Origin of the sequence: Sediminibacterium roseum (assembly GCF_009939005.1) — a bacterium.
Lineage (GTDB): Bacteria > Bacteroidota > Bacteroidia > Chitinophagales > Chitinophagaceae > Sediminibacterium > Sediminibacterium roseum.
The window spans coordinates 473,236-487,613 of the sequence record NZ_JAACJS010000012.1; the positions used below are offsets into that span (position 1 = coordinate 473,236).

Annotated in this window: 6 protein-coding genes; 2 read left to right on the forward strand and 4 right to left on the reverse strand. The window is 50.2% G+C overall.

Translation table 11 applies throughout. The features are described 5' to 3' along the window. Positions 1-12: 12 nt before the first annotated feature. The gene (locus tag GWC95_RS10400; RefSeq protein ID WP_161818637.1) at positions 13-6,687 is read right to left on the reverse strand and encodes an FG-GAP-like repeat-containing protein; all 6,675 of its coding nucleotides are present in this window, start codon (positions 6,685-6,687) and stop codon (positions 13-15) included. Between the two features lie 222 nt (positions 6,688-6,909). On the opposite strand from GWC95_RS10400, the gene GWC95_RS10405 reads away from it, so the two are divergent. Both GWC95_RS10405 and GWC95_RS10410 read left to right on the forward strand, forming a co-directional pair. After that, entirely contained in the window at positions 6,910-9,939 is a 3,030-nt protein-coding gene (locus GWC95_RS10405) for a sensor histidine kinase (RefSeq protein WP_161818638.1), read from the forward strand. 47 nt (positions 9,940-9,986) lie between these two features. Further along, entirely contained in the window at positions 9,987-10,652 is a 666-nt protein-coding gene (locus tag GWC95_RS10410) for a response regulator transcription factor (protein ID WP_161818639.1), read from the forward strand. A gap of 36 nt (positions 10,653-10,688) precedes the next feature. On the opposite strand, the gene GWC95_RS10415 is transcribed toward GWC95_RS10410, so the two are convergent. Genes GWC95_RS10415 through GWC95_RS10425 form a run of 3 tightly spaced genes read right to left on the reverse strand, consistent with a single transcriptional unit; the run spans position 10,689 to position 14,341 of the window. Further along, positions 10,689-12,143: a family 43 glycosylhydrolase gene (locus GWC95_RS10415; protein ID WP_161818640.1), complete on the reverse strand. Its 1,455-nt coding sequence runs from the start codon at positions 12,141-12,143 to the stop codon at positions 10,689-10,691. An 11-nt stretch (positions 12,144-12,154) separates the two neighbouring features. After that, positions 12,155-12,964, reverse strand: coding sequence for an acetylxylan esterase (locus GWC95_RS10420; protein WP_161818641.1), 810 nt, complete (start codon positions 12,962-12,964; stop codon positions 12,155-12,157). 30 nt (positions 12,965-12,994) lie between these two features. Next, complete coding sequence (locus tag GWC95_RS10425; protein ID WP_161818642.1) at positions 12,995-14,341, reverse strand: family 43 glycosylhydrolase; 1,347 nt, start codon at positions 14,339-14,341, stop codon at positions 12,995-12,997. Between the last annotated feature and the right edge of the window lie 37 nt (positions 14,342-14,378).

The window sequence follows — 14,378 nt, forward strand, 5'->3', positions numbered from 1 at the left end:
TGTGTTGTTGTTTTATCTTAAAAGGGTAACATTTCCCTGCATGTTCACAGGAACACCGTATATGTCGGTTGCCCTTATGAGCCATGTATACGTTTCAAGTGGTTGAAGGGCGCCATTGAATCTGCCATCCCATCCCTCGGACATATTGCTGGATTGCCATACGAGTTTGCCCTGGCGGTTGTAGATGCGCACGTAATCGAGTTTGCGTACGTTGATGTAATTGAAATACAACACATCGTTGTTTCCATCGCCATTTGGCGTGAACACACGCGGAACATAAATGGTGTTCGCAAAAACTTTTACCAGCACCGTATCCACCGTTGTACATCCTGCCGCCGACCTGATGCTTACGTTGTATTGCTGTTCCGCACGCGCCCTCAATACAGGATTGGCAATGGTTGCAGAAGAGAGATCGTTTGCCGGCGTCCATTGGTAAGTGGCTCCGAATGTTCTTGCCTGCAGTTGTACAGCCTGTTCCACCTGCGCATTGATGGTACTCATGCGCACACCCGCAACGGGCCCCTCCACGTTGATGACCTTGCTAAGGCTATCCGGCAACAACGGGCAGGCAGACGAGCTTACTTTGAGTTTGATCGTATAACTGCCGGGTTGCGTATAAGTGAATGAAGGTTGTGCCGCGGTTGATGTATTGCCGTTGCCATCGCTCCATTGATAACTCAATGTGGATGCACCGGCGGATTGGTTTGTGGTTAACACCGGAACATTCACACAATAACCTGCGTATGCAAATGCAGCTTTCGGCTGCTGCGCAGTGGTTATGGTGATGCTGTTATTGGTTGCGGCCACACAACCATTCGCATCCGTTACAATGGCTGCATAGGTGCCGGCTGTATTCACCGAAAGCTGGTTGCTGTTGCCTGCGACGGACGATCCGTTCCGCGTCCACGAGAAACTGCTTCCGTTCGCGATCGTCAATGCAAGGCTGGCATTGCTGCCGCAAAGAACCGTTCCCTGCGCAGCAATTATGTTTTCGGATGGCAAGGGTTGCACGGTAACGTTTACGGTGATCGCAGCAGAGTCTATACCATCGGAAACCTGTATCACAAACTGATCCATTCCTTTAAAACCCGCTGCCGGCTTATAACCAACCGAAGAAGGCCCTACGATCGATCCATCACTCGCTGCTGTAGCAGGGAAATTCTCCAGCACACCATTGGCCGGATGCATGCTTACGCGCCAGGTAAGTGTTTGGCCGTTGTCGGTATCGGTTGTTCTCAACAACGCGCTGAGATCGGCTGATGTTGCATCCTGGCAAACCGATCGTGTTGCTGTGGATCCCGCAACAAAAACCGGTTTGTTGTTGGATGGAACCACAACATTGTATGATTGGCCCGTATTGAATTTTGAAACGAGCGCATTACCTGCGCTGTCTGCAATGTTGCCCGTTGTATCCAGGTCGAAGCGAAGCGTTCCGCTGCCTGAGAGGTTGCTGAGCCTTACATCATACGTGCTGTCGTTGGCAACCAGTATCGAATCGATCGCTGCAGCTGCGCTGCCCGTTTTTGTGATCCTGAAATTCCTTTTCTCAACACCGTTCACCGGTTCGCTGAATTGGACGCGGTATACCAGCGGGCCGGAAACCACATTTGCTGCTGCCGGCAGATGGCGGTTGATGGCGGTCACGACCGGAAGCGTTTTATCGAACCATACCTTACTGTTATCGGTGCTGCCTGTTGCAGACAAACCAAGATTTACCGCTGCAATGGTGAACGGCACTTTGCCTTCATCGTCTGCCGCGGTTAAGGTATACACTGCGGACCATGCATTACCGGTTGTGTTCACCGGTGTAACCGTATGTGCGGCGATGGTTGCGGTAACGCCAACAAGGCTTGCATCCGAAACAAAATGCAGTGTTACGCCGTCCCCTGTTTTTGCTTTGTATGGAACCGCATTTGTTGATGTGATCTTTACCTGCGTAAGTTGTGCGGGCAAGATTTGATTCTTTACGAACGTAACCTTGCTGTTATTGGTAGTTAAGGATGTGGCTGTTCCTGCATTGCCTGCCAGGTCGGTGAATGCGATCGAGAACGGCACAATGCCATCAGCGTCGGCCGCCGTCATGGTATACGCCGCGGCCCATGCATTGCCTGTGGTGTTCACGGCAACAACTGCATGCGTAGCGATGGTTACCGTTGGTGTTTTGATGGATTCGCTGGCAGTGAATCTAACGGTAACCACATCGCCCACCGTTGCGTTTGCCGGCACCGTGTTCCCGGAAGCGATCGTTACACTGTTTAAAGCCGGTATTGTTTTGTCGAAAACAACTTTGCTGTTATTGGTAGTTAACGATGTTGCTGTTCCCGCATTGCCCGCCAAATCTGTGAATGCGATGGTGAACGGAACAGTGCCTTCCGCATCTGCTGCCGTCATGGTATATACGGCGGCCCATGCATTGCCTGTGGTGTTCAACGCAACAACCGCATGCGTTGCGATGGTTACCGCTGGTGTTTTGATGGCTTCGCTGGCAATGAACCTTACAGTAACCACATCGCCCACCTTTGCGTTGGCCGGCGCACTATTTCCCGAAGCGATCGTTATACTATTTAAAACAGGTATTGTTTTGTCGAAAACAACAGTAGTGTTATCGGTGGTAGCCGTTGCTGCCTGGGATGAATTTCCTGCCAGGTCGTTCACACGGATGGAGAATGCAACAACACCTTCTGCTTCTGCGTTGAATATGCGGCTCCCCTCCCAGTTGTTACCGCCTGTATTGGTAACCGAAAGTACTTGCCCGGCCAGTGTTACGTTGGCGGGTGATGTTGCTTCGCTTGTGGTAAACCGCAGTGTAACCCTGTTGCCCGGTTTTGCTTTGCCCGCATCGCTGTTGTCTGATGTAATGCTGATGCCCGTGAATTGCGGAGCCGTATTATCGATCGTAACGCTGCTGCCGTTCGTGGTTTGCGTTGCTGTGGTTGTATTGCCAAGGTAATCGTTTGCCGAAACGGTAAAAGTGAGTTGCCCTTCGGGAATGCCGGCGGTTATGTTCAATGTACCGATCACATCAAAACCCGAATTCGTCATTACAACCGGCGTGCCCGCGATGGATCCACTGATCGAACTGATGGTTTCGCCTGGCCTTGTAAACCGAACGGTTACTGCGCTTCCCGTTCTTGCATACCTTGTATTCAGGCCGTTGTTCGATGCGATGGTTAGCGGTGTCAATGCCGGGCCCGTTTTGTCGATGGTGTAGTATGAGCCTTCGTAAGGGAGTGGTGTGGTAATGCCTGCAGACAAGCCCGAAGCGTTTACAAAGTTGAGGCCGATCGTTCCATCGCCTGAGCCCGTGGCAACGGATACGCCATAAGTGGTGCCGCTTCCTATAACGGTTAATACAGCGGCGCCGGCGATACTGCCCGTAGTACTGAGTGCAAAATTTGCTGCAGTAAGGCCCGTTATGCTTCCGGAAAAGCCTACCATAAAATCTACGATCCCGAGGTTGTTGGTAGCAGGGTTTACCGTACCGATGAATGTGATCTCTGCCGGTGAAGATGCATTGATGGGGTTCCCCGTTGCTGCGGTAGTAAGGTACTTACCCATAGTGTACCCGTTGTTGTTCATTTCCACTACCATCATACGATAGGTGCCTCCCGGTACCAGGCCATTGATCACTGTGCTGCTTCCTGCGCCCATGTATACCGCACGCCAACCACTGGACCCGATCTGTCCACCAAAGGTGACATTGCTGTTGACAAAATAAGAAGTGAGGTCAACAGGTGCGGCCAGGCCGGTAGTCGAGCCGGTGTTTACAAACACCATGCGGCTCGCACCATTGCCGTTTGTCCAGCCCAGTGTTCCACTGTTGGCATTGGTAAGTGTAAATACCAGATTAGTAGCCTGTGAGGTAGGTGTAACGAGCGGCGAATTATACAACACGCCAAAGCCGGTACCCGCCGCGCCCAGTATTTCGGTACGGCCATCGCCGTCCATGTCTGCGAGCGCAAGTGTTTGGGCAGTTCCCAGGCCGTTGACGCCGTTTACAGAAACTGTTTTTGAAAATGAACCTGCGTTGATTGTTCCCGGGGTACTTAAATTCTTAAGTATCGATATCGCGTTGGCCGCTACACCGGCAACGGCAATATCCGGCTTCGCATCTCCATCAACATCACCAACGGTTAGTTCATAGGGGAACGCGTCAGAAGTGTACGCGATAAGCGGTTCGAATGAAGTGCCATCCAGTGTGCCCGGTGTGGCGATGTTGCGGCATACAGCCACAACAGATGAGGAAGCATACGTTGTGCCGATGATCTCCGGCTTGCCATCCATATCCACGTCTGCAATCTTTACCCCTGCAATGCCATCTGCCGTAGCAGACAAGGTATAAGCCTGCGCTGCACCGAACGATGCACTTGTGATCGCGCCTGTTGTATGTGTGTTCTGCAATACGTACATTTTGATTTGCCCCACACCACCATCCCCCACAAGCAGATCGTCTTTCCCATCGCCGTCCAGGTCGCCCGATGCAATGTGGTTAACCGTGCTTGCGCCGGCAACCTGTTTGGAAACCGGCGCGCTGAACGTGGCGGCTGTTAAATTGCCCGGCGTGGATGAATTCTGGAAGATCGTAAGCGTATTGCCTCCAAGAGTGGAAGCCACAATATCTGCTTTTCCATCTCCGTCGATATCGGTGATGGTTGTCGAATACGGAAATTGAGCGCTCAGCGTAACCAATGAAGCAAAGGAAAAGTTGCCCGGCGTAGAAGTATTGCGGGCCACATACACTTTGTGGTTCTGCCAGTCAGAAATCACCAGGTCTGGCTTACCATCGTTGTCAATATCACCAACGGAAACATGTTCCGGTTTCCCGTTTGTGTTCAAACCCAACTGACTGCCCAGGGAGCCGGATCCAAAAGCGCCCGCTGTAGCGATGTTCCTGTATATGGAAATAAAGGCCGAAAAAGAATTGAATGCGATCACATCGGGTTTGCCGTCGCCGTCCATGTCTGCCGTCAGCACCTTGGTGGCCGAGCCGCCGCTTACCGGCCATGTTTGTGCCTGTGCAAAATCAAACTTCGACAGATCCGTTGTTGCAGGTGTATGGCTGCCTGAATAAAACCCGCGCGACCTGCCCTGCAGGTTTAAAACTGTATTGAGCACTGTTACCTGCGCATAGGTTACGTGCGAAGGAACGGTAACAGTAAGTGTTGTAGAAGTTGCAGCTGTTACCGTTGCTTTCACTCCTCCGAAATAAACGATGTTGTTGGAAGTGGTTGGATTGAAACCATAACCTGTAATGGTAACAGAAGTTCCGGCAGGCCCGCTTGCCGGTGTGAAAGACTGAACAGTAGGCGGCAAATGCGGCGGGAAGCCGGTTGGCAAAAGTAACTGCATATAAATATCTTCATTCCCGTTACGGTCGTCAGTCCATGTAGCGATCATCCCCGCTTGCCCGGTACGCGTTACAATTGCGAGGGATTGCTGGTTGCCGGTGGCATTGCTTAACATGATTCCGCCCGCAGCGTAAACGGCTGTTCCGCTGCTGTTCAGGTGCTGCGCCAGGAGGTCAGCGGTGGCCTGTGAGTTGTCGGTCCACATTACGTAAACTCCGCCCGAGCCATCAGGTGAAATAAAGGGGTCCGAGGTGCCGGTCGTGTTACGTACCGTTACGCCGCCCGGCGTCCACTGCGCCGTTCCGAGCCCGTCGAAGTTTTGCGATCGTATATGATCGCCGCTTCTCCATGCCACGATCATGCCATTGCTTCCGTTGGTGGCTATGGAATAATTGTCAACAGAACCTGCGATACTGATACCGGCTCCGCTGGCCCAAAGCCTGGTACCACTTCCATTGATGCGCTCGGCATAGACCGCGCCTGGCCCGCTACCGATTTGCCAGGTGATGATGGCGCCATGGTTCCCATCGCTGATAATTTTCGGCCACATATCAGCCTGCACATTGCTTGAAATCCGCAAACCGGTTGCCGCGTAAACAGGTTGTCCTGCTGCGTTGATCTTCTGCGCATAAATATCGATTCCGTGCGTTAAGTTGTTAACATTGTCGTTCCATACATAAATTGCATTTCCATTGCCATCGGCAACCAGTTTTGTTCCGGATTGGTTGGATAGGCTCGTAGACAATCTTGTTCCCGTTCCCCACTGCACGGCGCCTGATGAATTTACCCATTGTCCATATACATGCGTATCGCCGTTCCAATCATTGAACGCGAGAAATACGCCACCGTTCCCATCGCTTACGATCTGGTCAAGATTCTGGTAGTCGGCACCGGTTGTTAAAACACCGTCTGCTGTCCACATCTCCTGCCCCGCGCTGTTGAATCTTTGAACGTATATATCATCGCCCGTGGCACCACCCTGGTTCTCTATCCAGGCAACGATGGCTCCGCCCGCTTCATCGGAAGTGATCATCACAGTGCTTCGCGTCCGGTCAACCGAGCAGATTTTTTTCCCGTTCGCACCCCACAGCGCAATACCCGTTGCATTGAAGTGCTGTATGTAGATATTGTTTGTGAGCGACCGGTTATCCACCCAAACCGTATACGCGCCGCCAGCGCCATCGGAAACCACACTCGATCCATACTGCTGGCCCGGATCGGTTACAACCGGCGTATTTTCAGAAGAAGAACCCGACCACTGCGCGTGTAAGGCAGAAGCGGAACAGACACACATAACGATAAAAAGGAAGAAATACCTGGATACAGCTCTATGACACATGTAATGATTTTTAGACTTGTTCAAGCGACAAACACCAAATTTTCGCAGCAGCAAATCTATCTTCGGTAAAACGGCCGGGCAATAGTGCATCTGTACCTTTTTGTGCTGATGGGAGTGTAAAAAAAGTACGTTGTTCATACCGACAAACGACGTAGCCTTGCACGATCGTTTTGCAGGTTCGCCCGTCACCGTTTACATTTGTCATCTTATTATTCCATGTCAATGCATAGGATCTGTATACTCATTTTCGCCGTATTTCTTTTCTTCGCTGCAAGGGCGCAGAACAATTACAGGTTCACTCCTTATGGCGAAGACAACGGGCTTCCGCAGAGTTCTATTTATGATATTGCGCAGGACCAGAATGGTTTTATCTGGATAGGCACCGCAGGCGGCCTTTGCCGTTTTGATGGTTTCCAGATGAAAGTGTACAAACAATCAACAACCGATCCAAGGGCCATCTCTTCTTACAAAGAATTCAGGTTTTATACAGACAACGACAAAAGACTGTGGATCGTTTCTTTCAATGGCATCAGTTTGTACAATCCCGTTACCGATGATTTTACCAATGTACTGGTGTATTCACCAAAGAATGTGGTGATCGCAGAAAACCATTTTTTTGGTGAAGACAATGATTTTATCTGGGTTGGGCTTTGCAGCTATGGTGTGGTGAAAGTGCATAAAAAAACGTTGAAGGTTCACCCAACAACACTCACCCGCACCTCGCTGCGTGCCAGCAACAACGTTGGCTACCATGGTTTCCTGGATGGCGGAAAAATATGGATCGTAGACAACAACGAATCGGAATTTCCTGTTTTTTCCATTTACGATGTAGCGGCAAACAAAACAGATACCATCAACTTCCCGCTCAACAACATCATCAACCTGAACGATTCGCAGGCGTTGGGTTTAACGGCGAACAAGGCATTGCTCATCCATAAAAAAACACTGCACTACCAAACCATTGATATTACCGGGAACGGCAAGGAACATTACATAACAGGCATGTCCAGGAGCTCCGCATCGGGTGTGATATTGTCGTCCATCACACATGGATTGTATTTCCTGGATACAAAACACGGAAGGCTAACAAGGCACCTCGCGTATGTTAACCCTGAAAATAAAAAGACACTCTATCCACGTTGCACATTTACAGACAGGTCGGGAAACACATGGGTGGGCACACGTGGCGAAGGCGTGTTCAAGTTGAGTTATCCTTATAAAAAATTTGAATGGTACCGTTCAGACCATGCTGCCAATAACAATGTGTTCGGGCTGTATGCAGACAATACCGACCTGTATGCCAGCCTGCTTTCTTCCGGAATGATCAGGTTTGCTCGTGGCGGCGGGGATACGCCGGTGAACATCACGCTTACAAAATACATCGGGAATGTTTTAAACAATGCGACCATCATCAACGGGCTTGGAAAAGACAAACTCGTGATCATGCTCAATGGCACACTGAACAACGGCGCAAGCGTACCCGTTGTTTACAACAAAAATACCGGCGCTGTTAACCCCATGAACATCGAGGTACAGCAATTCTTTGCCACGCACTGGGGCCGCGGCAACCTGCGGCATTTTCTTTTCAAAGATGCCAATGAAAATCTTTACACCAATGTTGGCGAATACCTCGCCGTAATTTCTTTGTGCGGCGATAACCGGTTCTGTGTACGTTCGATCGGCCAGTTCAACAATGAAACACTTTGCTCAGGTTTCATAGACAGGGAAGGAAATATTTGGGTGGGCAGCTTTACAGGTGCCTTCAAACAAAAAGGCGGTAAATGGGAAAGGGTTCGTTTGCCTGAAAACAAAGAAGTGAAAAGCATGTGCCAGGACGACGACGGGAACATGTGGTTCAGTTCTAACGACGATATTGTTGTGCTCAACAGCGAACAGAAAGTGATCCATCATTTTACAGAAGAAAACGGATTGCTGAACGGGCACGTATACAACATACAAAAAGACAACAACGGCAACATGTGGTTCAGCCACAACAAGGGGCTGACCGTATACCGCCGGAAAGAAAAAAGATTCGATCACTTCAGCAAAGACGATGGGTTGCAGTCTGCCGAATTCAATGTTGGCGCAGGTTTCAAAGCCGCTGATGGTGAATTGTTCTTTGGCGGCATCAGTGGCATTACCGGTTTTTACCCGGAACAGATCGGCAAGAATCCCTATGCCCCCGCGGTACTCATCACCGGTATTAAAATCTACGACGAACCTTATAAAACAGGCACGGCCTATTGGAACATCCGCAGGCTCGAACTGCCTTATACCGAGAACAGCATCAGTTTCGAATTCGCATTGCCCGAATACACCAACGAAGGGCGCAACCGCTACCTGTTCATGATGGAAGGCGTTGACGATAAGTGGATCGATGGCGGCGACAGGCGTTTTACGCGTTATGCCGGCCTTCAGCCGGGCCATTACACGTTCCTTGTGAAGGGCATCAACAACGACGGTGTTGTAAGTCCAACTGCCACTGCTGTGGAAATAGTGATCGTCCCACCATTCTGGCAACGGCCATGGTTTGTGGCCCTGGCGGGGCTCTCGCTTCTCGCGTTGTCTGTGGGCGCCGGCATCCTCTTCCAGAAAACGCGCCAGCGCAAGGCAATGAGGGTACTCGAACTGCAACAGAAAGTGCAGCTGGAAAGGGAACGCATTTCGCGCGACCTGCACGACAATGTTGGCACACAACTCAGCCTGATCAATAAAAACATCGAGAATGCGATCAGCCCGCTGCACGACATCCCGGAATCTGAGCGCCTCAAACGATTCAGCAAGATCAGCCAGACATCCAGGGAAGTGATCTTTACCCTGCGCGAAACGATCTGGGCGCTGAACAAGGAACAGATATCTCTGGAAGAGCTCTCTGATAAATTGAAATCTTTCACACAGAAACTATTTGAATACAATCCCTCATGCCGGCTCGCCTATTCAGGCGAAATGGACGCCGATGTAATATTGAGCCCATCAGAGGCCATTCACCTGTTCAGGATCTGCCAGGAGGCCATTGCCAACTCGTTGAAATACGCGCAGGCATCCTTGATGCAGATCAATATCAGCGCCGTAAATGGCAAATACGAGATACTTATTTCGGATGATGGCATTGGATTTGAAGAAAAAATTGCGCAGGACAGGCCGCATTATGGCCTGGAGAACATGCAATACCGCGCCGGCGAGATCGGTTGTGAATTTTCCATTACCAGCAAACCGGGCGAAGGAACCACGGTGGCCATCCGCAAAAAATAGTACAGCTGCACTACCCGCTACCTGTGGTATAATGGATAGATTTGCGCATGCCTTACAAGATAGCGTTGGTAGACGACAAACCCTATGTGCTGAAAACCCTGCAGGCCGAGCTTACTGAATCAGGTCTTGCCATCATCAGCTTCACGGCCAACAATGGCGAGCACTTTTTACAGCAACTGGAAGCATTAAAACCGGAAGAATATCCACAAGTGGTTTTGATGGATATCGATATGCCCGTTATGAATGGCATACAGGCCGTAAGGACCGCAAGCATACGCTATCCATCGATCCTTTACATCATGCTCACTGTTTTTGACGACGATGATAAATTGTTCGACGCACTAAGGGCCGGTGCACACGGGTATTTATTAAAGGAAGAAAGATCGGATGTGATCCTAAGGTCTGTTGAAGAAGTGATCGAGAAAAAAGGAGCGCCGATGTCGCCGAGGATCGCGCGTAAAACATTGCAACTGCTTTTAAACGAACCTTCCGGCCCCGCCGGCAGCAACATAGAAAACTCCGGACTGTCTGCCCGCGAGATCGAGATATTACAAAGCATGGTGGCCGGGCTCGATTACAAACAAATCGGTGAAAAATTATTCATCAGTCCCAATACCGTGCGCAACCATATTTCTAAAATATACGACAAGCTGCACATCTCCTCAAAAGCAGAAGCGATCAAGCTGGCGATCAAAAACAAGTGGACCGGGTAGCCGCAAGTTAAAATGAAAGACTGTCGGGCGATGTGATCAATCCTTCACCAATCCTTTCAAATTCCATTTACAGTTGTCGCTGTTGAAATCAAATTCAGCAAGCAAGGGAGTACTGTCGCCTGAAGATACCAACACCAGTTTCTTACCAGATCCGGGCACTGTTTTGGGCATGATCCTGTAACTGCCGTCTGTCAACTGGTCAATCCTCCACAACTGTTCCGGCGCACCGGTGAACGTTGGCACGCTTACCACTTCGCCGCTTCCGGTTGCTGCCAATGCACGTTCTGTTCCTTCAATCACTATTTTATAATACGGGCCACCAAGGTAACCTGTTGTATCAGGCGCATCGGTGATCGTCCATTTTTGATGGGGTCGCGACATATAATCCCCGATACGCAACCTGGTATTGCCCGCGGGCCAGCTTTGTATCACATCCTGCAATTGCTGTGGGGCAACGGGTTTCAGGGGTTCGTTACCAGGTGGACTGAAGAAACCCCGTTGCGCGGCGGCCATCCGTGTAAAATCAACTGCAAGCTCCAGCGCATATCCCCTTCTTACCGATTCGATTTCGTAGTTTCCTTCTTTGAATTTTTCTCCTGCCACCGGCCAGCCATCTTTCCACAACACGGGTAATATACCCAACACACTCGCACCGCCCTGCGCCAGGTCCGCTTCGTAATGGATCGACATTTTCTCAACGCCTTTTTCAAGTATGATGTGGCCGAAGTGTCCCGGGCCGATCAACCCGCCACGTGTGGCCACTACCATTTTACCGCCGCCCTGCAGCATGCTACGGCCCACGTTATCAAGGTAAGGGCCCGTAATTTTTTTCGACCGCCCCACCACAACATTGTAAGTAGAATTGGCGCCATCGCAACAACTGCCGTGCGTGGCGAGAAGATAATACCAGCCGTCGCGGTAAACCAGTGTGCTTGCCTCGCATACGATGGCTACATCAACCGGTTTACTTCCCGCTTTGCATTTCCCTGTTTTGGGATCGAGTTCCAGCAGGCGCGTAAAACCAAAGTAAGTACCGTAGGTGAGCCAGAGCCGTCCCGTTACGGGATCGAGCATCAGGCCGGGATCAATTGCATCGTTCTCTTCGTAACCATCGGAAGTGGCCACCACCACCGGTTCTGAATATTTAAAATCGGGTGACGAAGGATCGAGCGTTTTGTTCCACATGGTAAGGATGGCGCCTTTGTGATTGGCCGAACCGCCGGTGGCGCCAAAGGCCACAAGAAAACGATCGCCGATCCTGATCACATCGGGTGCAGCGCCTCCGCCTGGCCTTACACCTCCGCCGTACCAGGTCCAGCCATCTTTCGAAATCAATCCGCCACTGCCTGTGCCAAATGTATAGTACCTGCCTTCGCACTCGATCACAGTTGAAGGATCGTGGATAAATGGTTTGCCCACCTGCGCAATCGTAGTGTGTGCGATCAACAACAGCAATGAAATGAACAGGTAGTTTGGTTTCCTTGTTTGCATAGTACAAAGGCTTAAGGCAGGTAAATGTTTTTATTCGTACCAATTCTGAAATTTTTTACGGGCATTCCCTTCTCATCTATAAAACGCACACAAAAATTTGCCATACCCGGCCCATTGATCACTGCGCCACGGATGATGTTCTTTCCCTTCTTGAGCGTTACACGCGGGGATGTGCCATTGTCTGCGATGAGATCCCTGTCGCCCGAAAGCATCAATGCCTCGCTTCCGTTCAGCCACCACATACTTCCTGAATTACACCCGGCCGTAAGCCTTACATCCCGGATCTCTTCGTCGCAGTTCACCACAGTAACGAGCCAGACGAGTAAGCCATACCTGGGTTTGTTGAGGGCGTATGTAAAATGGTATAAATTAAAGTTGAATGTTTTGCTGTCAAGCGCATGCCATTTCAACTCCTGCCCGCCCACCCTTACCGTTTCACCGTTTTTGGGAACGCTGTTGTAATCGGCCGAGAAGTTATCGTTTGAGAAATTTGTCCTGAGGTAATTGTCGGTAAATATATTGTTCCGCGCGATGTCCTTTCTTACGGGCTCGAGCACCAGCCATCGCTGGATAAAACCGTCTGCATCCGGCGCTTTTCTTACAGCAGTGGCTTGTGTAAAGTACCTCGTCAATATATGCGTGGTATCACCTTTGGCAGGTATCACCGGGAGCGATGGTGCCATCCTTTGCCCGGGTGGTGGCACTTGTGTTTGCGCAGCGGCCCGTTGGCCGGGCAACTGCGATCCCCACAAAACCAATAACAATACGATGGGTAGCCACGAACGATGTTGACGATGCCCGGTAAAAATTATTTTTCTCATGCCGGTTGTTTATGGTTTAATTCATGTTGTTTATTCAAACCGAACCCAGTCTACCGATATTTTTTTATCATCCTTCGAGGTAACAAACAGGTTCTGCCTGTTTCTCACAGCTTTAACAACCGCAGCTTTCGACACCGCAAACCCTCCACTTCCGGGAACGGTTACCTCCGCGATCACCGGGCCATCGTAATTACCTGTCCTGATCTGCAGCGTTCCACCATTCTCACTCATCGCGTTTACCGCAATTCTTTTAGGGGATGTGGATCCAAAGTCTACATTGTTGTATTGGATCCATCCATTGTGTTTGGTGAAGTTTGTCTTCCATCCTGCAAAACGGTTTGCGGTATCGATGAAATCAACCGATACCCCGTCATTACTGATGGCACTGTACCTGTCTACCTGGATCTCGGAGCCCGCGTTTGTAACACCGATCCCCCGTAAAGTAGGGATCACTTTTTTGATCGTTCCATCCGCATTAAAAAACAAACTGTCTGCGCGTATGGAACGCGCCTTGTCAAAACGCGGCGAATAATCCTTGTCGTGGTAAAAAAGATACCATTGGTTCCTGAACTGAATAAAAGAATGATGGTTGGTCCAGCAACCCGATGCCGATTCATCCATGATCACGCCGGCAAATTTGAATGGCCCCAATGGATGATCGCTGGTTGCATATTCCAGTCTTTCTGTTTTGTTTTCTACATGCGGATAGGTTAAATAGTAAATCCCGTTCCGTTCAAAAAGATAAGGCCCTTCTTTCAATCCTTTGGTGGGCAACTCTCCCAAAGTTTTTACTTCTGAATCGAGCTCGAGCATATTGGATTTTAGTTTCGCGCCGTAGATGTTTCCTGCAGACCAATAGAGATAAGCCTGCCCGTCGTTGTCGATGAACACATTCGGATCGATCCCACGCACCTCTTTGATCGGTTCGGGCTGCGGCACAAACGGGCCGGTGGGTTTATCCGCAACCGCCACACCGATGCGAAATCCTCTTCCGTATGCAACCGTATCGTTTGGCGTAGTAGGAAAATAGAAATAATATTTACCGTTGCGTTCAATGCAATCGGGCGCCCACATACTGTAACTATCGGGTCTTACCCAGGGCACCTTGTTTTGCGTAACGATCACACCATGGTCTGTCCAGTCGGTAAGATTGGCTGAAGAGAACACATGATAATCCTCCATGCAAAACCAGCCCACGCGTCCCTTGCCTTCTGTAGCGAGGATATCGTGCGAGGGATAGATATAAACCCTATCCCCAAAAACGCGCGCGGTGGGGTCTGCAGAGTATTGGTTCCTGATCAATGGATTTTGCGCGCCTGCATGCAGGAAAAGAACGGCAAAACAAAACGTGAGCATTGCGAGCCTGGCAGGTTTCATTTTAAATTTTTTGAAGTGAACGATTTTTTTTAGGATG